Source organism: Streptomyces sp. NPDC014995 (assembly GCF_043080745.1).
Classification (GTDB): domain Bacteria; phylum Actinomycetota; class Actinomycetes; order Streptomycetales; family Streptomycetaceae; genus Streptomyces.
Genome location: NZ_JBIBVX010000021.1, coordinates 33,852 through 54,894, shown reverse-complemented (window position 1 = coordinate 54,894; position 21,043 = coordinate 33,852). Strand labels below are relative to the sequence as shown.

22 protein-coding genes and 1 pseudogene are annotated in these 21,043 nt (G+C 73.9%); 12 read left to right on the top strand and 11 right to left on the bottom strand.

Annotated elements, in window-relative coordinates:
* Nucleotides 1-8 precede the first annotated feature (8 nt).
* The 4 genes from ACF1A1_RS33845 to ACF1A1_RS33830 form a co-directional block, all read right to left on the bottom strand.
* Nucleotides 9-1,640: a phytoene desaturase family protein gene (locus tag ACF1A1_RS33845; protein WP_392005109.1), complete on the bottom strand. Its 1,632-nt coding sequence runs from the start codon at nucleotides 1,638-1,640 to the stop codon at nucleotides 9-11.
* Nucleotides 1,633-2,151: an SRPBCC family protein gene (locus ACF1A1_RS33840; protein ID WP_392005108.1), complete on the bottom strand. Its 519-nt coding sequence runs from the start codon at nucleotides 2,149-2,151 to the stop codon at nucleotides 1,633-1,635. The genes ACF1A1_RS33845 and ACF1A1_RS33840 overlap by 8 nt, the downstream gene beginning before the upstream one ends.
* 86 nt (nucleotides 2,152-2,237) lie before the next feature.
* Nucleotides 2,238-3,158 (bottom strand): restriction endonuclease, encoded by a 921-nt coding sequence (locus ACF1A1_RS33835; protein ID WP_392005106.1) that lies wholly within the window; start codon nucleotides 3,156-3,158, stop codon nucleotides 2,238-2,240.
* A 262-nt stretch (nucleotides 3,159-3,420) separates the two neighbouring features.
* Nucleotides 3,421-3,855 carry a hypothetical protein gene (locus ACF1A1_RS33830; protein WP_392005104.1) on the bottom strand — a complete coding sequence of 145 codons (435 nt, stop codon included), beginning with the start codon at nucleotides 3,853-3,855 and terminating at the stop codon, nucleotides 3,421-3,423.
* A gap of 387 nt (nucleotides 3,856-4,242) precedes the next feature.
* Here ACF1A1_RS33830 and ACF1A1_RS33825 point away from each other — a divergent pair, with 387 nt between their 5' ends.
* Nucleotides 4,243-5,544, top strand: coding sequence for a phytase (locus ACF1A1_RS33825; RefSeq protein WP_392005103.1), 1,302 nt, complete (start codon nucleotides 4,243-4,245; stop codon nucleotides 5,542-5,544).
* Nucleotides 5,545-5,613: 69 nt separating this feature from the next.
* Here the strand turns inward: ACF1A1_RS33825 and ACF1A1_RS33820 are convergent, their stop codons facing one another.
* Both ACF1A1_RS33820 and ACF1A1_RS33815 read right to left on the bottom strand, forming a co-directional pair.
* Nucleotides 5,614-6,477 carry a DUF1932 domain-containing protein gene (locus ACF1A1_RS33820; RefSeq protein WP_392005101.1) on the bottom strand — a complete coding sequence of 288 codons (864 nt, stop codon included), beginning with the start codon at nucleotides 6,475-6,477 and terminating at the stop codon, nucleotides 5,614-5,616.
* 68 nt (nucleotides 6,478-6,545) lie between these two features.
* Nucleotides 6,546-8,099 carry an MFS transporter gene (locus tag ACF1A1_RS33815; protein WP_392005099.1) on the bottom strand — a complete coding sequence of 518 codons (1,554 nt, stop codon included), beginning with the start codon at nucleotides 8,097-8,099 and terminating at the stop codon, nucleotides 6,546-6,548.
* 348 nt (nucleotides 8,100-8,447) lie between these two features.
* On the opposite strand from ACF1A1_RS33815, the gene ACF1A1_RS33810 reads away from it, so the two are divergent.
* Both ACF1A1_RS33810 and ACF1A1_RS33805 read left to right on the top strand, forming a co-directional pair.
* Nucleotides 8,448-9,773, top strand: coding sequence for an alpha/beta fold hydrolase (locus ACF1A1_RS33810; protein ID WP_392005097.1), 1,326 nt, complete (start codon nucleotides 8,448-8,450; stop codon nucleotides 9,771-9,773).
* 75 nt (nucleotides 9,774-9,848) lie between these two features.
* A complete protein-coding gene (locus tag ACF1A1_RS33805) occupies nucleotides 9,849-10,364 on the top strand; it encodes a molybdenum cofactor biosysynthesis protein (protein ID WP_392005095.1) in 516 nt (171 codons plus the stop codon).
* A 12-nt stretch (nucleotides 10,365-10,376) separates the two neighbouring features.
* Here the strand turns inward: ACF1A1_RS33805 and ACF1A1_RS33800 are convergent, their stop codons facing one another.
* From ACF1A1_RS33800 to ACF1A1_RS33790, 3 genes are all read right to left on the bottom strand, one after another.
* A complete protein-coding gene (locus tag ACF1A1_RS33800) occupies nucleotides 10,377-10,826 on the bottom strand; it encodes an ATP-binding protein (RefSeq protein WP_392005093.1) in 450 nt (149 codons plus the stop codon).
* 151 nt (nucleotides 10,827-10,977) lie between these two features.
* Nucleotides 10,978-11,814, bottom strand: coding sequence for a chitosanase (locus ACF1A1_RS33795; protein WP_392005091.1), 837 nt, complete (start codon nucleotides 11,812-11,814; stop codon nucleotides 10,978-10,980).
* A 136-nt stretch (nucleotides 11,815-11,950) separates the two neighbouring features.
* Complete coding sequence (locus ACF1A1_RS33790) at nucleotides 11,951-12,223, bottom strand: hypothetical protein (protein WP_392005306.1); 273 nt, start codon at nucleotides 12,221-12,223, stop codon at nucleotides 11,951-11,953.
* Nucleotides 12,224-12,646: 423 nt separating this feature from the next.
* On the opposite strand from ACF1A1_RS33790, the gene ACF1A1_RS33785 reads away from it, so the two are divergent.
* Entirely contained in the window at nucleotides 12,647-13,123 is a 477-nt protein-coding gene (locus ACF1A1_RS33785) for a hypothetical protein (RefSeq protein ID WP_392005089.1), read from the top strand.
* 126 nt (nucleotides 13,124-13,249) lie between these two features.
* On the opposite strand, the gene ACF1A1_RS33780 is transcribed toward ACF1A1_RS33785, so the two are convergent.
* Complete coding sequence (locus ACF1A1_RS33780) at nucleotides 13,250-13,702, bottom strand: flavodoxin family protein (protein ID WP_392005087.1); 453 nt, start codon at nucleotides 13,700-13,702, stop codon at nucleotides 13,250-13,252.
* A gap of 122 nt (nucleotides 13,703-13,824) precedes the next feature.
* On the opposite strand from ACF1A1_RS33780, the pseudogene ACF1A1_RS33775 reads away from it, so the two are divergent.
* Nucleotides 13,825-14,046 (top strand): annotated as a pseudogene (locus ACF1A1_RS33775) (transcriptional regulator); the annotation flags it as partial.
* Between the two features lie 184 nt (nucleotides 14,047-14,230).
* Here ACF1A1_RS33775 and ACF1A1_RS33770 read toward each other — a convergent pair.
* Nucleotides 14,231-14,467, bottom strand: coding sequence for a hypothetical protein (locus tag ACF1A1_RS33770; RefSeq protein WP_392005085.1), 237 nt, complete (start codon nucleotides 14,465-14,467; stop codon nucleotides 14,231-14,233).
* A 233-nt stretch (nucleotides 14,468-14,700) separates the two neighbouring features.
* Between ACF1A1_RS33770 and ACF1A1_RS33765 the strand changes: the two genes are divergently transcribed.
* The 7 genes from ACF1A1_RS33765 (at nucleotide 14,701) to ACF1A1_RS33735 (ending at nucleotide 20,945) form a co-directional block, all read left to right on the top strand.
* Entirely contained in the window at nucleotides 14,701-15,168 is a 468-nt protein-coding gene (locus ACF1A1_RS33765) for a hypothetical protein (protein ID WP_392005083.1), read from the top strand.
* A gap of 467 nt (nucleotides 15,169-15,635) precedes the next feature.
* Nucleotides 15,636-17,075 (top strand): sensor histidine kinase, encoded by a 1,440-nt coding sequence (locus tag ACF1A1_RS33760; protein ID WP_392005081.1) that lies wholly within the window; start codon nucleotides 15,636-15,638, stop codon nucleotides 17,073-17,075.
* Entirely contained in the window at nucleotides 17,072-17,494 is a 423-nt protein-coding gene (locus ACF1A1_RS33755) for a roadblock/LC7 domain-containing protein (RefSeq protein ID WP_392005079.1), read from the top strand. Before ACF1A1_RS33760 ends, ACF1A1_RS33755 begins: the two co-directional genes overlap by 4 nt.
* Entirely contained in the window at nucleotides 17,491-17,853 is a 363-nt protein-coding gene (locus tag ACF1A1_RS33750) for a DUF742 domain-containing protein (protein WP_392005077.1), read from the top strand. The genes ACF1A1_RS33755 and ACF1A1_RS33750 overlap by 4 nt, the downstream gene beginning before the upstream one ends.
* Nucleotides 17,825-18,448 carry an ATP/GTP-binding protein gene (locus tag ACF1A1_RS33745; RefSeq protein WP_392005075.1) on the top strand — a complete coding sequence of 208 codons (624 nt, stop codon included), beginning with the start codon at nucleotides 17,825-17,827 and terminating at the stop codon, nucleotides 18,446-18,448. Before ACF1A1_RS33750 ends, ACF1A1_RS33745 begins: the two co-directional genes overlap by 29 nt.
* The gene (locus ACF1A1_RS33740) at nucleotides 18,445-19,716 is read left to right on the top strand and encodes a cytochrome P450 (protein WP_392005073.1); all 1,272 of its coding nucleotides are present in this window, start codon (nucleotides 18,445-18,447) and stop codon (nucleotides 19,714-19,716) included. Before ACF1A1_RS33745 ends, ACF1A1_RS33740 begins: the two co-directional genes overlap by 4 nt.
* Nucleotides 19,713-20,945 (top strand): cytochrome P450, encoded by a 1,233-nt coding sequence (locus tag ACF1A1_RS33735; RefSeq protein WP_392005071.1) that lies wholly within the window; start codon nucleotides 19,713-19,715, stop codon nucleotides 20,943-20,945. The genes ACF1A1_RS33740 and ACF1A1_RS33735 overlap by 4 nt, the downstream gene beginning before the upstream one ends.
* The last annotated feature ends 98 nt before the right edge of the window (nucleotides 20,946-21,043 follow it).

The following is a 21,043-nucleotide window of genomic DNA, read 5'->3' as shown; positions in this document are numbered from 1 at the left end:
CTGCCGGGTCAGCCGACGGGCGGTGGTCTGTCTCCGCCGCGGTCCCGGCGGGTGAGGACGCGTTGCATCCCGACCAGCCCCGGGGCCCGGTGCCGCCGCAGGGCCGCACGGGCGGCGTTGGCGCCCGGGGCCCCGTGCACGCCGCCGCCCGGATGGGCGCCGGCGGAGGCGAGGAACAGCCCGCGCACGGGTGTCTCGGGTCGCCCGGTGCCCGGCACCGGCCGGAAGACGAGTTGCTGGTGGAGGGCCGTGGTGCCGCCGTTGATGGCGCCTCCCCAGAGGTTGGCGTCCAGTTCCTGGAGGGTGGGCGGGGCGAGGACGCGGCGGGCGCGGATCAGCGTCCGGAAGCCCGGCGCGAATCGTTCGACCTGGCGTTCGACGCGGTCGGCCATCACGTTCCGCTCCCGGTCGTCCCAGGTGCCGGTGAGACCCTCGTCCCCGGCGTCGGAGGCGACGTGGTGGGGCACGTGGGTGTACGCCCAGGCCGACTCGGTGCCGCGCGGGGAGCGGGAGGCGTCCGCCGTCGTCATCTGGCCGAACAGCGCGAACGGACGGTCGGGGATCTGACGCATGGCGATCTGGGACGCGAAGCGGGTCAGCTCGTCGAGGCCGTCGGCCAGATGGACCGTTCCGGCCTGCGCGGCCCGCTCGGCCCGCCAGGGCACGGGGCCGTCGAGGGCCCAGTCGACCTTGAAGGTGCCGAAGTCCCACTGGAACCGTTCGAGGTCGGCCAGCAGCTGGGAGGGCAGGTGCTCCGGTTCGACCAGTTCGCCGTAGAGCGCGGGGACGGACACGTCCGCGAGGACGGCACGGCGCGCGGCCACCGTCTCGCCGTCGGTGGTGCGTACGCCGACGGCCCGTCCGTCCCGGACGAGGATCCGGCCGACCCGCCGCCCGCAGTGCAGGGTGCCCCCGAGCGAGCGCAGCCGGTGCACCAGGGCCGCGGTGAGGGCGCCCGCGCCGCCGACCGGCACCGGGAAGCCGTACGTCTGGCCGAGCATGGACATCAGCCAGCCGAAGCCCCCGCTGCCCGCGGCCTCGGGGGCGAGGTCGGCGTGCAACGCGTTGCCCGCCAGGAGGAGCCTGCCGCCCTCGCCCCCGAACTCCTCGTCGCCCATGCGCCGTACCGGCAGGACGAGAGTCCGCGCCAGCCGCAGCCCGCCCGCGCCCCGCAGCCGGACGGCGAGTCGGGCCGTCGCCTTGAGCGGCGGGAAGGGCGTGAACAGGGCGTCGAGGAGGTCGGGGCGCACGCGTTCCCACACGGCGTGCAGACGCCGCCAGGCGGCGCCGTCCCCGGGGTGGAAGGCGTCGAGGGAGTCGGCGGTGACGTCGACCCTGCGGTCCAGGACCGCGCACCGGCCGTCGAGCAGCGGATGCGCGAGGACGCGGGGCGCGTGCCCCCACCGCAGGCCGTGGTCCTCCAGGCGCAGGGCGGACAGCACCGGGGAGGCGGCGGCCAGCGGGTAGAACGAGCTGAAGAGATCGTTGACGAAGTCGGGGTCGACACCCCGGTCGTGGCGGACCGCGCCTCCCGGCTCGGGCTGTTCCTCCAGGACCTCCACGCTCCAGCCCGCGTCGGCGAGGATGTTGGCCGCCACCAGCCCGTTGGGTCCGGCGCCGATCACGACGGCGTCAGGCATCGCCGCCTCCGCCGACGCCCTGCCCCGCCGCCTCGGACGGCGTGGACGGGGGCCGGCCGCTCCCGTCGCGGCGGGCGGCGGCCTCGTCCTCGCACACCCGGGCCAGCCGGGCCAGCATGGCGCGGTGCCGGATCTGGATCAGCGCTTCCACGGCCACGTTGTGCAGCGCTCCGGCCGCCCCCTGCAACGGGTGCTCGTCCACGATGACCAGGCAGTGCTCGCCCCAGGGGCGTAGTTCGAGGGCGATTCTGGCGGTGCCGAGCGCACCCGCCCGCGCCTCCAGTTCCAGTCCGGTGCCCTCCTCGCAGCGCCGTACGACCGTGGTGTTGGTGAGGCGGGCGGGCCCCAGCCGGATTTCGTACTCGATCGCCGCACCCGTCTGCGGCCACTGGCCGCGCACCGGATGCGACGCCGACGTCCCCACCACCCAGTCCGCGTAGCGACTGCCGTCCGCCAGGACGGACCACACAGTCCGCGGGTCCGTCTTCACCAGACGATGCCGAACCGCCACAGCAACCTCCCTCGCTCGCCGTTCGCTCACCGCCAAGTGCCCACTCCACCGGCGGACGAACCAGAACAATCATCGACATTCCCGGCTCAGCCGTCGGTGCGGTCCTCGGCGTGGCGCGGCTCCCAGGGCCGTGGGCCCGTGCCGGACCGCCACTCCCCCAGGCGTTCGGCGTCCACGCACACGATGCCGCACTGCTCGGCGTACTCGGCGGCGGGTGCCGTGAAGTCGCTGGTCGTGACCACGACGGCGACATCGGCCGCGTGGACGGTGAAGCAGGTGCCGCCGAAGCGCTGCATGTCCTGGGAGCCGACCTTGTGGCCGTCGGCGTAGCGCTTGCACTGGATGACGACTCGGCGCCCGTCCGGCGCCACCGCCAGGACGTCGGCGCCCAGGTCACCCGCCCCGCCCACGACCTCCACGTCCGCGCAGCCGTCGCGGACGCACAGGTCGGCTATCGCCTCCTCGAACGCCGCCGGTTCCAGTTCCTCCAAGGCCCCGACGCCGATGACGGTGGCGCCGGCGGGCGGCTGCGCCGGGCCCGGATCCGGGGTGACGACGAGCGTCTCGTCGTAGGTGAGGTGGTCGCGGAGGGGGACGGTGGCCGCCGTTGGGCCGGCGTTGTGCGGTCCCTCGGGTACGGCGTCCCACGCCCCACCGTTGACGCCGTTGACGTCGTTCCCGTGGGGCCCGGGTGGGGCGGTGTCCAGCGCGTCGGCAGCGGTCTCGGCCGCTTCCTCGAGGGTCTCGGTGGCGCGCCGCACGAGCCTGCGGGCCGACCAGCGCCGTCGGCCCCGGTGACCGGCGGCCACGGCGGCCGCGGTCAGCAGGAGCAGGGCCGCGGCCCAGGCGGGGTGGCGTTCCGCGGCGGCCGCCGCGGTGCGGACGGCCAGCCCTCCGAGGCTGATGAGCAGGGCGAGGAGAGCGAAGAAGAAGGCCGTGGACCGCAGGTCGAAACGGCGCCGGCGTACCGGTCGCCGAGGCAGCGGAGGGCGGGTGGGTGCGGTCACGGTGATGCTGTCCTCCCCGTCGGAGACCTCGGGATGATCACTGGGGCGGGTGCCCGGGCGCGCCGGACTCATCGTCACCGGGCGACGTCGGCGGTCGGCGCGCGGGCGGGGTGACGGCGGCGGACGGCGTCACGACCGCGGGCAGGTCGCGCGCCGTCGCCGTCGTCGGACGGGAAGGGCGCGCACCCCGCCGCCGGGCGGGGTTCCCGGGAGACGGGCCGTCCGGCGGCACGCCGGCGCCGGAGGCCCGTCGGATGGCCCGTCAGATGCGTCCGCCGGTGAGCCGGGTGAGGGGACCGTGCGTGTGGCGTCCGGACCGGCGGCCCGCCGCGTAGGAGGCGGCGGTCAGCGCGGTCAGCCCGGCGCCCACGCCGGCGGCGACCACCTTGCGGGCGGCGATGACCGTCCAGGCCGTCTTGGCCGTGGCCGCGACCTGCCCCGAGGTGGCGATGATCGCCTGGCGGCCCGCCTCGACGCCGCGGGCGGCGCTGTGCGCGGCGCCCGTCGTCACCTCGGCGGTGCGCCCGGCCGCGGACTTCGCCGCTGACGTGGCGTCACCGGCCTTCGCCGCTCCGCTCTTGGCGGCTCGTGAGGCGGGAGCGGTCGCCTTGTCCGCGGCCTTCCGGGCCTTGGCAGCGGTCGCCCGCCTGGATTCGTTTTCCTCGTTCGGTTGCGTGTTCGGTTCACTCATGGACATCGCTTTGCCTCTCGCTCCGACGGCAAACACATCCACCGTGCACCGCCTCGGACGAACGGCGGTCGGGGGTTGGCGCCAAGGGCGGTCGGGAGTGGGCGCCGATCACGGTGCGAGTACGTCACGTTCATGCGCCCCCGGGGGATGATGAGCCGGAGTCACTCGAGCCTCCGGGCTCTCGGTGATCCGGTCGGGCCCGGGGGGCCGCCGAACGGTGGCGACCCGTCCTCAGCACACCGGCGGTGACGGGAACCCCTCCCGGGCACCGGCAGTTGTTCCGCTCGACGGTGCCTTCCCTTCATCCGCCGGCCGCTTCGGTGTTCGCCCCGGCGACCAAGATCACCACGTTGTCATGCCCGCCCAGGAAGCCCGCTACGGAAGGAAGTCGACGTGGCCAGACCTCTTGCGAGATCGCTCGCCGTCTCGGTCCTCACGGCGTCACTCGCCCTCACCGCCGCGCTCCCCGCGTCCGCGGAGGACGACGACGTCCTGCCGGCCGTCCTGCCCCGCGTCGAGACCCCGGCTCTCTTCGACGACGAGGAGGGCGGCAACTCGGACGCGGACGACCCCGCGATCTGGCGCAACGCCGCCCGCCCCGAGGCGAGTCTCGTCGTCGCCACCGCGAAGGAGGGCGGGCTGCGGGTCTACGACCTCGACGCCCGGCTCGTGCAGGCGATCGCCGCCCCTGCCGGACCGGGGCCCGAGGACGCGCCGGGCCGCTTCAACAACGTCGACCTCGTGCAGGGCATGAGACTCTCCACGGGGCCGGCCGACGTGGCGGTCACCACCGACCGTGGCAACGACCGCCTGCGCGTCTACCGCATCGACCCCCGCTCCCCCGGTCGCCCCCTCACGGACGTCACCGACGCGGCCGCCGGGCCGGTCTTCTCCGCGGACCAGGCCGAGATCAACGAGCAGCGCACCGCCTACGGTCTCGCCACCTGGACCGACAGGGCGACCGGCCGCACCTACGCACTGGTGAGTCGGCGTGAGCGCACCACGATCGCCCTGCTCGAACTGACCCCGACCGCCGACGGCAGGGTCGGCTACCGCAAGGTCCGCACCCTGAACCTGCCCTCGTCCTTCCGCCTGCCCGACGGCAGCTCCTGGTCGCCGTGCGCGGAGCCAGGCGAACTGCCCCAGGTCGAGGGCATGGTGGTCGACCCGGCGAACGGCACCCTCTACGCCGGGCAGGAGGACATCGGCATCTGGCGCGTCCCCGCCACCCTCACCGGTACCCCCCGACTCCTCGACAAGGTGCGGGAGTACGGCGTGCCCGGCACGTACGACGAGGCCACCGAGGAGTGCGTGAGCGGGAACGACCCGGGCTACGGCGGCACCCGGCTCGCCGCGGACGTCGAGGGCCTGACGCTGGTCTCGCAGGCCGACGGGGACGGTTACCTGCTGGCCTCCAGCCAGGGGGACAACACCTTCGCCGCCTACGACCGTGAGCTCGACGACGACAACGAGTACGAGGCCGGCTTCCGCGTCGGCCCGACGGCGACGGGGCCCGACGGCTCGGAGGAGTGCGACGGCGCCGCGGCGCTCGACGCGCCGCTGGGGAGCAGGTACCCCCACGGTCTGCTCGTCGTCCAGGACGGCCACGACGACGCCGGTGACGCCGAGGACCGCGCCGCGACGAACTTCAAGTTCGTCGACCTCGGCGAGGTACTGACCGCGCTGGACGACTGACGCCACGGGCGGATCGGCGGAACCACCGGTGCCCGGCGGGACACCGGTGGTTCCGCTGGTTCCGCCGGCTCATGTGGCGGGGCCGCCGTCGGCCCGGCGCAGATCGGCGATCAGGCGCGCGCCGGTCACCGTCCGGTCGTCCTTGTGGCCCTCCCAGCGCGCGAACGTCTCCGCGGCGGCCTCGGCGAAGGCGGTCGGCAGGCCGGCTTCCCGCCAGGCACGGGCGATCTCCCGCGTCTCCGGCTCCCATCGCCATGCTCGCGGCCCGGCGCCGGCCAGTCGCTCCGTGCCGGCCAGCGGGGTGCCGGGCAGGGCGTCGGCCGCCAGGTCGAGCAGGTCGTCCAGGACCCCGTGGCCGTCGGCCAGGGCGCAGGCCTGGGCGGCCAGGGCGTACGAGATCTTGTTGTAGGCGGCGAAGGCCAGCTTGAGGGCCGACGCCCGGCCGATCGGGCCGTCCAGGGCGACCGCGGCGAGCGCGGTGCCCTCGAAGAGGGCGGCGACGCGGGCGACGGCCGTGGCGTCGCCCGACAGGTACAGGCGGGTCGTTCCGGTCTCGCGCGGCGGCGGTCCCGTGATGCCTCCGTCCACCACCGTCGTTCCGCCGTCCTCGAACAGCCGGGTGATGTCGGCCATGCGCTGCGGGCTGACGGCGTTGGCGTCGACGTACAGGCCCCGGAAGCCTGCCGCCGCCACCTGTCCGGCGACGTCGAGGGCGGCGGCGGGAGGGCAGACGCTGAGGACGGTGTCGCACGTCCCGGCCAGCTCCCGCAGGTTCGCCGCGGAGCGCAGTCCCAGCTCGGCGGCCCGCTGCCGGGTCGCCGCCGACCGGCCTGCGGTCAGCCACCAGACCCTGGCCCCGGCGGCCACGGCCTGCGCCGCGACGCTCGCTCCCATCGCACCGGGGTGCAGGATCCCCACGTCTCGCTGAAGCATGTGCGGACCTTAACCCGGAGCCCCGAAGCCACGGAGGCCCGGGGCTGCCCGGGACGTCCGGAGACCGGTCACCTGCCTCCGGGTGCGGCCCCGCCCTTGAGGCGTTCGATGTCCGAGGGGCGCACCTGGATCACCAGGACGGCGATCAGTGCCGCGAGCAGGGCGAAGACGGCCGCCATGACGAAGGCCACCGAGACGCCCGCGGTGAGGACCTCGTCGGACCAGGGCGACGGGAGTTCGCCGGTGCGCTGGAAGCGCAGGCGTTCGGCGGGGGTCGCCTGCGCCAGGAAGCCGGCGACCTGCTTCTCCGCCTCGTTGCCGCTGGCCGTGCCGAACATCGTGACCAGGATGGACAGACCGATCGAACCACCCACCTGCTGGGTGGTGTTGAGGAGGCCGGAGGCCGCGCCGGTCTCCTGCGTGAGGACGTTGGAGAGCGCCATCAGGGTCAGGGAGACGAACTCCATGCCCATGCCCAGGCTGAAGACGAGTATGGGGCCGAGGACGCTGCCCGCGTACGTGGAGTGCACGTCGGTCAGGGTCAGCCAGGCCAGGCCCGACGCGGCGAGGATCGCGCCGACCACCATGAAGGGCTTGGGGCCGTAGGCCGGCAGGAAGCGGGAGGCCAGGCCGGCGCCGACCGCGATGACGGCGCTGACCGGCAGGAAGGCGAGCCCGGCCTGCAACGGGCTGAAGTCCAGCACGTTCTGCACGAAGAGCGTGAGGAAGAAGAACATGCCGAAGATCGCGGCGGCGAGGCACAGCATGATGCCGTAGGTGCCCGCGCGGTTGCGGTCGCCGAACATGTGCAGCGGTGTGATCGGCTGCCTGGAACGCCGCTCGACCAGGACGAACAGCCCCAGGACGACGACGGCCCCGGCGAACGAGGCGAGCGTCAGGGCGTCGCGCCAGCCGTCCTGGGCGGCCCGGATGAAGCCGTACACCAGCATGACCATGCCCGCCGTGGAGGTCAGCGCGCCGGTGAGGTCGAAGTGGCCGGGGAGGCGTTCGGACTCCTTGATCCAGCGGGGTGTCGCCAGGGCGATGAGCAGGCCGATCGGGACGTTGACGAAGAAGACCCAGCGCCAGTTCAGCCACTCGACGAGCATGCCGCCGGCGAGCAGGCCGATCGCGCCGCCGCCCGCCGACACCGCGGCGAACACCCCGAACGCCCGGTTGCGTGCGGGTCCTTCGCGGAAGGTGGTGCTGATCAGGGCGAGGGCGGTCGGGGAGGCGATGGCTCCGCCGACGCCCTGGAGGGCGCGGGCGGCCAGGAGTTGGCCGGGTCCCTGGGCGAAGCCGCCGAGGAGGGAGGCGAGGACGAACAGCAGGACGCCGAAGACGAAGACGCGCCGTCGGCCGAGGATGTCGCCGGCCCGGCCGCCGAGCAGCAGCAGTCCGCCGAAGGTGAGGGTGTAGGCGTTGACCACCCACGACAGGCTGGTGGTGGAGAAGTCCAGGGAGCGCTGGATGTGGGGCAGCGCGATGTTCACGATGGTGATGTCGAGGACCACCATGAGCTGGCAGGAGGCGATGACCAGCAGCGCCATCGCGTGTCCGCCACCGCCCTGTCGCCGGGTGGAGGTCTGGGTCGCGGAAGCCGGCTGCGGAGTGCTGCTCATGGCGTGTCGCCCGCTGCGCGGCGGGCCCGGGAAGTGGTCAGTGAACGGTGGCGTCCACTGTCGTGTCCACCGTTCGACCGTACGCCCGCGCCGGGGCGGTCACCACTCGATCACCGGGTGAGCGCGCCATCCATATTACTGAACCGTAACCTACCGGCGGGTACCGCGGGTAACGCCAGGGCGGCTACCGTCTCCTGACAGTTCGTCTAAGAGCGAGCGCTTTGCAAGCGGTACGGGGCAGCGGTGGACGACCGGGGCTCCGTGCCGAGCGGTCCGTCCTCACCGGGCCGTGAGTCACCCGAGCCGCAGAGGAAGGCTCGGCCTCCCTTCTTCCCCAGGAGGTCCGCCATGCCCGCCCCCACCCGCCTGCTGGCCGCCGCCGTCACGGCAGCCGCCTGCCTCGGTACGCCGGCCGTCCCGGCCGCCGCGGCACCGGACACCGACGCCGTGGTGTCGCGCGGTGTCACCATCCCGGCGTTCTACACTCCGCCCGCCTCACTGCCCGCCGCCGACGGTGCCCTGGTCCGCACCGAGCGGCTTCCCCTCGCCCTGAGCCTGCCGGGCGTCGACGGTCCGCTCCCCGGCAGAGCGACCCGGCTGATGTACAAGTCCACGGACTCCACCGGGCAGCCCATGGCCGTCACCGGCGCCTACATCGAGCCGGCGGCCGCCTGGAAGGGCAGCGGACCGCGGCCGCTGGTCGCGCTGGCACCCGGCACCATGGGCCAGGGCGACCAGTGCGCCGCCTCCCTCGGCCTCGAACGGCCCCTCCTCCTCAACGGGCAGACGCTGTCCGTCGGTTACGAGAACCTGGCGATCTACCGGCTCCTGGCCCGGGGCATCGCCGTCGTGGTCACCGACTACGCCGGGCTGGGCACGACGGACCGGCTGCACACCTACGTCAACCGGGTCGACGAGGCGCACGCCGTGCTGGACGCCGTACGGGCGGCCCGGGCCCTCGACGGGACGTCGCTCACGCACGACTCCCGCGTGGGGCTGTTCGGCTACAGCCAAGGGGGCGGGGCCACGGCTGCCGCCGCCGAACTCCAGCCCTCGTACGCGCCCGACGTGCCGCTCGCCGGGACCTACACGGGCGCCGCGCCCGCGGACCTGGCCGCCGTCACCGAGGCCATCGACGGCGGTGACCTGGCCGGCGCGCTCGGCTGGTCGGTCAACGGATTCGTCCAGTCGGATCCCGCCCTGAAGCCCATCGCCGACGCGCACCTCAACGCGGCCGGCAAGGCGGCCCTCGAGGATCTGTCCACCATGTGCGTGGGCGACGCCCTCCTCGCCTACAACTCGGCGCGCAGCACCGCCTGGACCACGGACGGCCGCTCACTCGGCGACATCATCGAGACCGAGCCGACGCTGAAGGCGTTCCTGGCCGAGCAGCGCATCGGCACGCTCAGGCCGGCGTCCCCGGTGCGGGTGGCGACGGGCACCGCCGACGACCTCGTGCCGCACGCGCAGACGCGGGAGCTCGCCGTGGCCTGGTGTGCCAAGGGAGCCGACGTCACCTACAAGCCGGTCGTGCTGCTGCCGCTCGGCCGCTCCCTGCTCAACCACTTCGCTCCGCTGCTCGCCGACCAGGGCGCGGCGATCTCCTGGCTGACCGACCGGCTCGACGGCAAGCCCGCCGCCTCGAACTGCGCCGGTATCCGCCGGCAGCCCTGACCGCCGGGCGGGCAGCGGTCGCGTCCGTCGGCGGCCGCTGCCCTGCCCGTCCCGCGGGGGCCTAGGGTGGAACCCGTGATCGAGGTGGAGGTCGTGCAGCTGCTGGTCTCGCCCGTGCACCGGTTCGCCGGGCGTCCCGCGGACGGGCCGGCGGACGGCCCGGGCGGCGAGCTGGTGGAGTCGGTGCGGGTCCGCGGTGGTCTCGGGCTGGTCGGCGACCGCTACTTCGGCCGGCCGGCGCACCGGGACGCGGCGGTGACCCTCATGGCCGCCGAGAACCTCCCGCTGGACATCGCCCCGACCGCCGACCTCCGGCACACGCGCCGGAACGTCCTGCTGCGGGGCGTGGACATCGACTCCTACACCGGCTCCACGATCGTCCTCGACGGCGCGCACGGTCCCGTGACGTTCGCCGTGCACCGCCCGGCGCGGCCCTGCGCGTGGATGGACGTCACCGTCGGGCCGGGCGCGCAACGCGCGTTGCGCGGCAAGGGCGGGGTGCGCTGCACGCCGTTGTCCGACGGAGTGCTCGCCCTGGGCGCGGCGACGTTCCGCGTCGTGGTCGACGAGGGCGGCGCCGCCCCTCACTGACCGGGTGCCCGCTCACAGCCCGTCGAGCAGACCGAGGCGGGCGACGATCCGCTTGCCGACCGGTTCGCTGACGACGGCGAAGTCCTGGGCCACGGCCATGACGATCTCCAGACCGTGCTGGCCCACCCGCGTCGGGTCCGCCCCGCGCGGCACCGGCAGCGCCGGCTCGCTGTCCCAGACCGCGATCTCCACCGCGGCACCGGCGACACGCAGCTGCAACAGCACCGGGCCCGGGGCGTGGCGGAGCGCGTTGGTGACCAGTTCGCTCACCACGAGCTGCGCCACGTCCAGGGTCCGTGCCGACACCGGCACACCGTGCTCACGCTGGACGCGCGTGAGGAAATCACCCGTCAGATGCCGGGCCCCGGCGATGCAGCCGGCCTCGCCGTCCAGGGCCACCGTCGTCTCGACAGGACCCGCGCCGGCCCCGCAGGACCTGTCGTCGGGCGGGACTGGTTCCATCCGGACCGCCTTCACTACCCCGTTCATGGCCGCCCGCCTACCCCCGAACCGGCCCCCTATGCCCCAGGCACACCACTGACGCACACGCGGACGCCGTCGGACGGTTCCGCGGCGGTCCGCGCGTGTGCGGCCGATCGACCGGGGGCACCCCTCAGTCGATGTGGTAACTGTCGCCGTACACCTTCCAGTCCAGGGGCGGGTCCAGGTCGAGGTTGCCCTTGCGCAGGAAGACGCGCTGCGCGGTGTCGACCCGGCTGGTGTCGCTGTGTGCCTCCTCCTGTTTCATCGCCCAGACCCGGGCGTCGAGGAAGGCGTGCAGGTACGTCGTCTCGTCGCCGCCCTGCGTCGGCGGCTTCGCCTTGTTCAGGGCGCGCCTGCGGATGGCGCGGAAGCTGGTGGCGTCGTCGCCGTCGCCGTGCATGACGATGGCGTCGAAGTACGTGAACTGGCCCAGGGTCCGCAGGCCGTCCGCCTTGGCCCGACGGAGGGCCGGGTCGAAGTAGACGCGGTCGCGTTCGTCGTTCTGCGCCCGCTGGAAGGCCGTGTCCCGCGCGGCTTCGCGCCAGTCCTCGGGGAAGTCGGGGTCGAGGCCCGCGTGGGAGTCGGTGCCGTTCACCGCGCGCAGGGCGGGCAGGTACCGGGCGAGGACGTTGCCGGGCCGGCGGTCGGCGTAGAGCTGCACCAGGTCCAGCATGTCGCCGGTGCCGGAGCAGAAGCCGACGATGCCGGCGGTGTAGCCCCGGCCGTCGCCGATGTCCTCGATGTACTGGTACTGGGCCTTCCAGTCGAGCGAGGAGTTCTCCGCACTCGACACCAGTTTCATGGCGATCTCCTTCTTCGCCGGGTTGTCGAGGTCCCGGGTGGCGCGGGGCGCGGCGACGGCCGCCGGGGAGGCGATCAGCGGCGTCGCCGCCAACGCGGCGAGGAGGGCGAGGACCGTGCGGCGGGACGCGGCGGTGGGGTCCTCCGCCGCGCGCGAGGTGTACATCACAGTGGCTCCGGATGAGGAGTGGGGGGTGGTGGAGGTGACTCTGTGGCGCGACTGACAGGAAGGTTTCCTATCAAGCCCGGCGCGAAGAGGTAACCCCGCCGTGGCCATCTTCGTGCGATCGGACAAGCAGCCGTCAGAGAACCCCTGGGGCGTCCCCCCGCCAGTCGAACCGGCGGCCGTCCGCGGGACGGCGCACGTACAGGGCCCGGCCGCCGGGGCCGTACCGGCCCAGCTCCGTGGTCAGGGACACCTCCGACGGGTCGCCGTCGGAGGTGTCCGTGACGTCCAGCAGCAGGCCGTCCAGGGGACCGCCCACGAGCTCCGCGTAGGCGCGGTCCGGGCGGGGGCTCGCGTCGTCGTGGTCGGCGCCGTAGACCCGGCCCCGCATGAAGTCAGCCTCGTCCATGACCAGCAGCTTGGCACCCACCACTGACAACCGGGTGGCCGCACCGGGCCGCACCGGGCCGCGACGTTTCCGCACCGGGCCGAGGTCCCGGCCGCGCGCCAGGGGGACGCCTGGCTGCCCCAGGGGCACACCTGTCCGATCGACGGCGCCCGCCTGCGCCTCCGGACGCTCGGGCACGCCGTCGGCCGTGATCGCTGTCACGCCGTCGGCCGTGATCCCCGGCACCGGCGGGCCCGCGCCGCACCGGAGGGCGGCCCGCTCGGCCGTCCTGCGCACCGTCCGCAGGTACCCGCCGGGACGGGAAAAACGGCGACCCGCTCAGGCGCTCTGCAGCGGCTCTGGCCCGTTCGAGTGGTCAGCGTCCGCACGTCGTCGTAGCGTCGGTACAGAACCGGGCTGCGACACTGGCTGGCGGGAGCGGACATGCGCGGACACACCACGAGGACGGCGGCTCTGCTGTGTGCCGCGCTGGGACTCACCGCGGCGATCGGTACGGCCTCGGCCGCACCCGCCACATCGCCGCCCGGGCAGCGGGCTGAAGGGACCACCGCGCGGCAGACCGCGGTTCCCGTCCTGGTCGACTGCCTCTGGCACCCGCAGACGCGGCCTGCCGACTTCATCCTGGCCTGCGGCGACGGAAACAGCCGTCTCCTCTCGCTGAAGTGGGACCACTGGCGCGCGGACTCGGCGAGGGCCAAGGGTGTCAACGTCGTCAACGACTGCAAGCCGTACTGCGCCGCGGGCACCTTCCACTCGTACGCGGTCGTCGTACGGCTCGACAAGCCGCGCTCCTGGAGCAAGGACCCGCAGGTCCAGCGCTACGGGCGGATCAGCTTGGAGTACCCGGCGGAGCGGCCGGAGCAGTTCGCCAAGGTCATGAGCTACCCGCTGTGGGACTGAGCCGGCGCGGATGAGCCGGGACGGGCGAGCCGGGAGGTGCGTGCGCGGGGACAGGTGAGGCGGGACGGACGTTGTGAGCCGGGACAGGTGGCCGGGGCGAGGTCCGGGCGCCGGGCGCCGGGGCTCTCAGTCCATCAGGCCCGCGGCCGTCGTCGCGCCCAGCTCCCAGCAGGCCTCCAGATCCGCCTTGCCGGGTTCCCCGGTGACGGTCACGGGGTCGGCGGTGCGCCGCCAGCCCAGGCCCGTGGTGATGGCCTCGATCCCGCGGACGGCGCCGGTGACGTCGTTGCCGCCGTGGACGTAGTAGGCGAAGGGGCGGCCGCGGGTGGTGTCGAGGCAGGGGTAGTACACCTGGTCGAAGAAGTGCTTGAGGGCGCCGGACATGTAGCCGAGGTTCGCCGGGGTGCCCAGCAGATAGCCGTCGGCGTCCAGGACGTCGGAGGCCGTGGCGGCGAGGGCGGCCCTGCGGACCACGCGGACCCCTTCGATCTCGGGGTCGGTCGCACCGGAGACGACCGCTTCGAACATCGCCTGGCAGTTCGGCGAGGGGGTGTGATGGACGATCAGCAAGGTGGCCACGGCACCGAACCCTGCCCGCTCGTCCGGCCGACCGCAAGCGGCGCCCACGCGCAGGCGGAGTACCTGAGCCGCCACGGCCACGACGACATGACCCCGCCGCATCCCGCGCACACTGCGATCCGTCGCAGCAGTTGGCCGTGTTGCGCCGTTCCGGGACCGTGGTGTCGATCCGGGAGGGCTCGACGGTCAGCTACGCGCTCGCCGGCGGTGACGTGGCCGAGCTGCTGCGGGCGGCCCGCCGCATCCTGACCGAACTCCTCGCCGGCCAGAACGAGTTGCTGGCCGAGCTGCGCCGGGCCGAGCCGCCCCTGTCCGTGCCGCAGGGCGGCACGAGCCGGAGGTGAGTCCGTCCGGGACCGTGCGGACGGACTCACCTCCGAACAGACCCTGACGTCCGAACCGGCCCGGACACCCGAAGGTGCCCGGACACCACGAACCGGCCCGGACGGCCGACCCGGCCCGGGACAGCCGGACGGGCCCGGACGCCGTGGCCGTCCCACGGTGTCCGGGCCCCTCGCGTGGCGCGGCTCAGCCGCCGCTCAGGCGCGTGCGCAGCAGATCCTTGCCCAGTTCGGCGCCCTTGCGGCTGTCGGCCTGGGCCTTGCGGAACAGGTCCGCGACCTCGGTGTCCTTGGCGCGTTCGGCGTCCTGGATGTAGGTCTCCAGCCGCAGCGCGTTGCTCAGACACGCCTCCACGTACCAGATGAGGTTGTAGTCCTTGTCCCGGGTGCCGGTCACGTCGCCGGTTTCGGTGCCAGTGGCCATGCGGGCCTCCTTCCAGCGTGATCCTTGCGTCCTTGGCTCGCTCGCCGGGTACCCATCGCGCCCCGGGGCACACCGCTCCGGGCGCTCCCGTCCGAGGTCGCCGACCGAACAGGGATACGGGGCTCGAACGAACCAGACCGAAACGCCAGGGTTCGCCACCCCTCCCGCCACGTAGAAATATGCACCAGCATGCAGGTGCGCCCGGGCCCGGGCGGATCTCATACGGAGCGGACATGAGCGATGTGATGTGGGGGCGGAGCGTGGAGTGGCTCGCCGCCGCCGCGACGGACCCACGGGTCTGCAAGCGGGAGTGGGACCAGGGCAACGGGATCGTGCTGCTGGAGGCGGGCCGGTACTGGGACGTGCTCAGCGTGCCCGACCGGCTGGGCCTGCTCACCCTGGACCTGCTGTGGCAGCCTTCGCTGCCGGTACCGGGGCCGACCCTCGTGGACACGGCGGCCCACCGGGTGGGCTTCTTCCTGCCACCCGATCCGGGCAGCCGGTGGATCGGCGCCGGGCTGCGGCACGCGAGCCGGGGCACCTGGGTCGCGGTGCCTCCGCCGTACCGGTCGGCACGGTTCCTGGAGTGGCTGGTGCCACCGGACGGGACCGGTGCGCTGCACTCGCCCGCCAGGCTGGAGCTGGCGTTGCGTCAGGCCAACGGCACGCTGGCCGTGATGACTCCGCCGGGCGGCGTGTAGTCCGTCACGGGCCGCGGATCCCGCCACCCTCACGCGCGCGCGCCGGGAGAGGACGGCGAAGGACACGGACTGCGCGTCCGGCCGGGACGGAACGTCCGGCCGCGCGCCGGCCACTGGGCGACGAGCCGGGCGCGGATCGGCGCAGGGCAGCCGGGACCGTCGGCCGGACGGGCGAAGAGGGGGCCGGACGGGCAGCCCCCGTCCGCAGCAGTCGGCCGACCCTATGATCATATTCACGGCGGCCGGGACGCGCAGCTCACATCAACTCGCGTGCGCACGATGGCAATTCAGACAGTCGACGCAGAAGCGAACAGATACCGAGCACTTTCGGCGCGAAGTCTCACTCGACCGTGCGAGATCGATCGATGACGGTGTGTACTGTGCTGCGGGTGCCCGGTCCGAACACCTCGGACCCACCCCTGCCCTTCTGCTCCCCGGAACGCCCGACCCTTCCTGGAACCGAATCGATGATCGAATTACCGGACCTGGTGGCCGGCGGACTCGCCGCCGGCACACTGTCCGCGCTCGCCCTCGGCGGCGGGCTGCTGCGGTTACGACGGCAACAGACCCGGCAGCGTGCGGAGATCGCCGCGCTGCGCACCCAGCTCGAGGGCTCCTCCAGGGCGTTCACGGCGGAGGTCGAGTATCTGGCGGCCCGGCGGGTGCCCGCCGCGGCCCGCCAGGTCGCCCATCCCCACCTGGACGTGCCCGGCCCGCTCCAGCCGCTGACCTTCGGCACGCCGCTCGGCATCGCCCTGGAGAACGTGCTGATGGCGGTGCGGTCCGAGGTGGCCGAGCAGCGCACCCGGGTCGACGCGGCCGCGCAGGCCGGGCTGCGCGGCGCCACCCGGGAGATCCAGGCCGCCCTGTACCGGCTCCAGGACGCCCTGCGCGGTCTGCAACAGCGTTACGACGACCCGGAGTTGACCCAGACCCTCTTCCAGCTCGACCACGAGAACGAGCAGTCGCTGCGCCGCGCCCAGGTCGCCGCGGTGGTGTGCGGGGCCTGGGTGGGGCTGGCGCGCGAGGAGTCGCACCTGGTGGACGCGGTCACCGGCGGCCAGGCCCGGCTCGCGGGCTACCACCGGGTCAAGGTCCACAACCATCTGGAGCCCGGCACGGCCCTGGTCTCGCACGCGGTGGAACCCGTCGCCATCATCGTCGCCGAACTCCTCGACAACGCCCTGCGGCACTCCGCGCCGGACACCGACGTCGTGGTGAGCCTGGAACACGTCCACCACGGCGTCTGCGTGACCATCGACGACGCGGGCCTCGGCATGACCCAGGACGAACGCGACCGCGCCCAGCGTCTGGTGGCCGGCAGCGCCCCCATCCTGCTGACCGAGCTCGGCGACCCGCCGCGCATGGGACTGGCCGCGATCGGCCGTCTGACCCGCCGGTTCGACCTCGGCGTCGACGTCTCCTCGGCCTCCCCGTACGGCGGTGTACGCGCGGTGCTGCGGGTCGACAGCCACCTGCTCACCGACCTCGACCCGGCCGACCGGCCACCGGCGGCGAGCGCCCCCCGCACGACCCGCAAGACCGTACCGGCGGTACCTGCCGTACCGGTACCTGCCGTACCGGTGCCTCCCGCCCCGGGCACCACCGCGGCCGCCTCCCACGCGTACGGCACGGAGGACCCCGCCCCGGACGCGCCCCGGCACCACACACCCCGTGACGCCGACGGGCTGCCGCAGCGCCGCCGCCGTCCCCGGGCCGCCGCCGCACCGGAGCAGTCCGCGCCGCCGCGGCCCGCGCGCCGGCCGGAGGAGGCCGCGGCCGCACTGGGCGCACTGCAGTCCGGCACCGCGGCGGCCCGCTCCGGCGCCGAGGCCGCACCCGAGGGTCCCGCACCGGCGGCCCACGACACCGACCACACCGACAACGAAGGGGGAGCGGCTCGATGACCAGCCGCAACACGGGCGACACGGCATGGGTGCTGGAACCGATCCTGCAGGTGCCGCACGTGGTGGCCGCCGTCATGCTGACCCGCGACGGGCTCGTGACCGGGTACACCGACGCGCTGTCGCAGCCGTCCGCCGAGCGGGTGGCCGCCATCACCAGCACCGTGCAGGGTGCGTGCCGGACGGCGGCGGCCGCGTTCGCCGACCGGGACCGGGCGGAGGTGCGCCAGGTCGTCATCGAGTCCGACCACGGCTACGTGCTGATCGTGCCGACGGACCACGGCACCTGCGTGGCCGCGTACGGGGACACCGAGGCGCGCCTGGACCTGCTGGCGCACCGGGTGCACTCCCAGGTGGCGCGGCTCGGCGAGAAGGCCATGGCGGCCGCGCCCCGAGGAGCCGACGACAACGCTCCGGCATGACCGGCCGCCCGGCCGGCCGTCCCCTGGTTCCCGCGTACCTGTCGACCGGCGGGGTGGCCCGGCCCAGCCGTCCCCACCTGGAGCGGCTGTCGGTGCTCGCCCGCAGCGGCGAGCCCGTGCCGCCCGGGCTGCCCGCCGCCGAACTCGCCCTGCTGGACGCCCTGGAGGGCGGCTCGCTGGCGGTGGTGGAGGCGGCGGCGCTGCTCAGGCTGCCCGTCTCCGCAGTGCGCGTCCTGGCGGCCGGCCTCGCCGACCGGGACCTGGTCCTCACCCGCGCGCCGATCCCGCCCGCCGAACGGTTCGACCCCGACCTGCTGAAGAGAGTGGCCGATGGCCTCCGCGCCCTCAAGCACGCCTAGCGTCGGCACACCCGACGCGATCCACCTGCCCGACACCGCCCGCGACCTGGTGAAGATCCTGGTCGCGGGTCCGTTCGGGGTGGGCAAGACGACCTTGATCGACTCGGTGTCCGAGATCCGGCCGCTGCACACCGAGGAGCACCTCAGCGAGGCGTCCGCGCAGGTGGACGACCTGGCCGGGGTGCGGGAGAAGGCGACGACGACCGTGGCGATCGACTTCGGCCGGATCAGCCTGTCCGGCGGGGTGGTGCTGTACCTGTTCGGCACGCCCGGTCAGGAGCGGTTCCGGCCGCTGTGGGACGACATCGCCTACGGGGCGCTCGGCGCGCTGGTCCTGGTGGACAGCCGTCGGCTGGACGCGTCGTTCGACGTGCTGGGGCTGGTGGAGGAGAGCGGGCTGCCGTACGCGGTCGCCTTCAACGCCTTCCCGGACGCGCCCCGCCACTACGGCGAGGAGCAGCTGCGGCGGGCCCTGGACCTGGAGGCGGGCACGCCCATGGTGACGTGCGACGCGCGGGACGCGGACTCCTCGATCGACGCGCTGCTCGCTCTGGTCGACCACCTGATCCACGGTGACCCGGTGGGGGCGCGATGACCGCCTGTCCCGCGGAGCAGGACGACGTCACCCGGTCGGCGCCCGTGCGGCTGTGGGAGGACGGTTTCGCCGCGGATCCGCACCGCTACTACGCGGCCCTGCGGGCCCGGGGTGCCGTCGGGTGGGCCGAGTTGGCGCCCGGTGTGCCGGCGTACGTGGTGACCGACCGGCGGGCCGCGCTGGACGTGCTGCGCGACACGGAGACGTTCTCGCACGACCCGCGCGCGTGGGAGGAGACCGTGCCCGCCGACTCCCCGGTGCTCGGCATGATGCGGTGGCGGCCCAACGCGCTGTTCGCCGACGGGGCCGCCCACGTCCGCTACCGCGCCACCCTCATCGACGTGTTCGACCTGGTGGAGCCGCACGACCTGCGGGCGCGCGTGCACCGGGCGGTGCGTCTGCTGGTCGGCCGGGTCGGGCCGCGCGGCGGGGCCGACCTCGTCGGGGACTTCTCACGGCCGCTGATGGCGCTGGTCTTCAACGACCTGTTCGGGCTGCCGGACAGCTACGGCGACCGGCTCAACGAGGGCCTGGGCAAGATGATGGAGGGCGGGTCCCAGGCGGCGGAGGGCGAGGCCGAGTACGGCCGGTACGTCCTGGAGTTGATCGCGGCCAAGGCCGAGCGGCCCGGCGACGACCTGCCGAGCCGGCTCCTCGACCATCCGGCCGGGCTGACCCGCGAGGAGGTCACCTGGCAGGTGTTCCTCACCCTGGGTGCCGGGTACGAGCCGACGGCGAACCTGCTGTCCAACACGCTGTCCCGGATTCTCGGCAACCCGGCCTACTACTCCACCCTCACCAGCGGTGCCCGGCCGGTCATGGACGCGGTGGTCGAGGTGCTGCACCACGAGACGCCGCTGGCCAACTACGGCATCTACTACGCGCGCAGGCCGGTCGCCTTCCACGGGGTGCGGCTGCGGGACGCGGTGCCGGTGGTGGTGTCGTACGGGGCGCTCGGGGTCCCCGGGGGCCCGCACGGCGGGGAAGGCGCCCCCGGCGCCGAGCGGGAGGTCACCGGCGGCCGGCACCCGAACGACGCCTCCCACCTGTCCTGGGGCGCGGGCCCGCACGCCTGCCCGGTCAGGCAGCACACGCTGCTGCTGGTCACCGAGGCGATCGAGCAGCTCACCCAGTGGCTGCCAGACCTCGATCCGGTCCTGCCCCGCGAGCGGCTGACCTGGCGGCCGGGCCCGTTCCACCGCTCACTGACCGCGCTTCCCGTCCGTTTCAGCCCCCGCTCCCCCGACCAGCCAGGAGTCAAGCCGTGACCGTGACCGATCGCATAGCCCTCGACCCGTTCGGCGCCGACATCCCCGGCGAGAGCGCCCGGCTGCGCGCCCTCGGCCCGATCGTGCCCGTGGAGCTGCCCGGGGGCATCCCGGCCTGGGCGCCCACCGGCTACGACACCCTCAAGGAGCTGATCCTCGACCCGCAGGTCAGCAAGGACCCGCGCCGGCACTGGCGGCTGTGGCCGCAGATCGGCGAACACCCCTCCTGGGGCTGGATCCTGGGCTGGGTCGGCGTGGTCAACATGCTCTCCACCTACGGCGCCGACCACACGCGGCTGCGCAAGCTGGTGGCGCCGAGCTTCACCCACCGGCGCACCGAGGCGCTGCGCGAGCGGGTGGAGTCGGTCACCGCGGAGCTGCTGGACGCGCTCGACGACGAGTCCGCGGGCGGTGCGGCGGTCGATCTGAAGGCGGGGTTCGCGCACCCGCTGCCGATGCGGATCATCTGCGAACTGTTCGGGGTGCCCGAGGAGATGCGGGACGCCACGGGCCTGCTCATCGCGGCCATCATGGACACCTCCGACCCGAGCCCGGAACGCGCCGCGTCCGTGCAGGAGCGGATCGGCACGGTGCTGGGCGGGCTCATCGCCCACAAGATCGAGCATCCCGGCGACGACATGACGACCGAGCTGATCCGGGTGCGCGACGAGGACGGGGACCGGCTCAGCGACGAGGAACTGCTGTACACGCTGCTGCTGGTCATCGGGGCCGGGTTCGAGACGACCGTCAACCTCATCGGGAACGCGGTGGTCGCCCTGCTGGACCGGCCGGAGCAGCTGGCGGCCGTGCGGCGGGGCGAGATCGGCTGGGACGCGGTGGTGGACGAGACGCTGCGGGTGCACCCGTCGATCGCCTCGCTGCCGCTGCGGTTCGCCGTCGGCGACCTGAAGGTGGGGGACGTGACGATCCCGGCCGGGGACGCCATCGTCACGACGTACGCGGCGGCGGGCCTGGATCCGGCGCACTACGGGCCGGACGCGGACGTGTTCGACGCGACCCGGGGCGCGGACGACCATCTGGCGTTCGGGATCGGTGTGCACCGGTGCATCGGGGCTCCGCTGGCGCGGATGGAGGCGCTGACGGCGCTGCCCGCGTTGTTCGACCGGTTCCCGGACCTGCGGCTGGACGGCGCGGCCGAGGAGCTGCGGCAGGTGCCGTCGTTCATCGCCTTCGGCTGGCAGGAGATCCCGGTGCGCACGCGGGGGTGACCGGGCTCCGCGGGAGCCCGACCGGTCCCCCGTTCCGGTCGTGCCCCCGCGACGCGACGAACTTACGTGCCCGGCACACGGCTTGTGAATCGTGCCGA

Coding starts and splice junctions, on each gene's coding strand:
- ACF1A1_RS33845 (WP_392005109.1), bottom strand. CDS start 1,640: ATGCCTGACGCCGTCGTGATCGGCGCCGGACCCAACGGGCTGGTGGCG.
- ACF1A1_RS33830 (WP_392005104.1), bottom strand. CDS start 3,855: ATGTCCATGAGTGAACCGAACACGCAACCGAACGAGGAAAACGAATCC.
- ACF1A1_RS33820 (WP_392005101.1), bottom strand. CDS start 6,477: ATGCTTCAGCGAGACGTGGGGATCCTGCACCCCGGTGCGATGGGAGCG.
- ACF1A1_RS33815 (WP_392005099.1), bottom strand. CDS start 8,099: ATGAGCAGCACTCCGCAGCCGGCTTCCGCGACCCAGACCTCCACCCGG.
- ACF1A1_RS33810 (WP_392005097.1), top strand. CDS start 8,448: ATGCCCGCCCCCACCCGCCTGCTGGCCGCCGCCGTCACGGCAGCCGCC.
- ACF1A1_RS33800 (WP_392005093.1), bottom strand. CDS start 10,826: ATGGAACCAGTCCCGCCCGACGACAGGTCCTGCGGGGCCGGCGCGGGT.
- ACF1A1_RS33795 (WP_392005091.1), bottom strand. CDS start 11,814: ATGTACACCTCGCGCGCGGCGGAGGACCCCACCGCCGCGTCCCGCCGC.
- ACF1A1_RS33790 (WP_392005306.1), bottom strand. CDS start 12,223: ATGGACGAGGCTGACTTCATGCGGGGCCGGGTCTACGGCGCCGACCAC.
- ACF1A1_RS33785 (WP_392005089.1), top strand. CDS start 12,647: ATGCGCGGACACACCACGAGGACGGCGGCTCTGCTGTGTGCCGCGCTG.
- ACF1A1_RS33770 (WP_392005085.1), bottom strand. CDS start 14,467: ATGGCCACTGGCACCGAAACCGGCGACGTGACCGGCACCCGGGACAAG.
- ACF1A1_RS33765 (WP_392005083.1), top strand. CDS start 14,701: ATGAGCGATGTGATGTGGGGGCGGAGCGTGGAGTGGCTCGCCGCCGCC.
- ACF1A1_RS33760 (WP_392005081.1), top strand. CDS start 15,636: ATGATCGAATTACCGGACCTGGTGGCCGGCGGACTCGCCGCCGGCACA.
- ACF1A1_RS33755 (WP_392005079.1), top strand. CDS start 17,072: ATGACCAGCCGCAACACGGGCGACACGGCATGGGTGCTGGAACCGATC.
- ACF1A1_RS33750 (WP_392005077.1), top strand. CDS start 17,491: ATGACCGGCCGCCCGGCCGGCCGTCCCCTGGTTCCCGCGTACCTGTCG.
- ACF1A1_RS33745 (WP_392005075.1), top strand. CDS start 17,825: ATGGCCTCCGCGCCCTCAAGCACGCCTAGCGTCGGCACACCCGACGCG.
- ACF1A1_RS33740 (WP_392005073.1), top strand. CDS start 18,445: ATGACCGCCTGTCCCGCGGAGCAGGACGACGTCACCCGGTCGGCGCCC.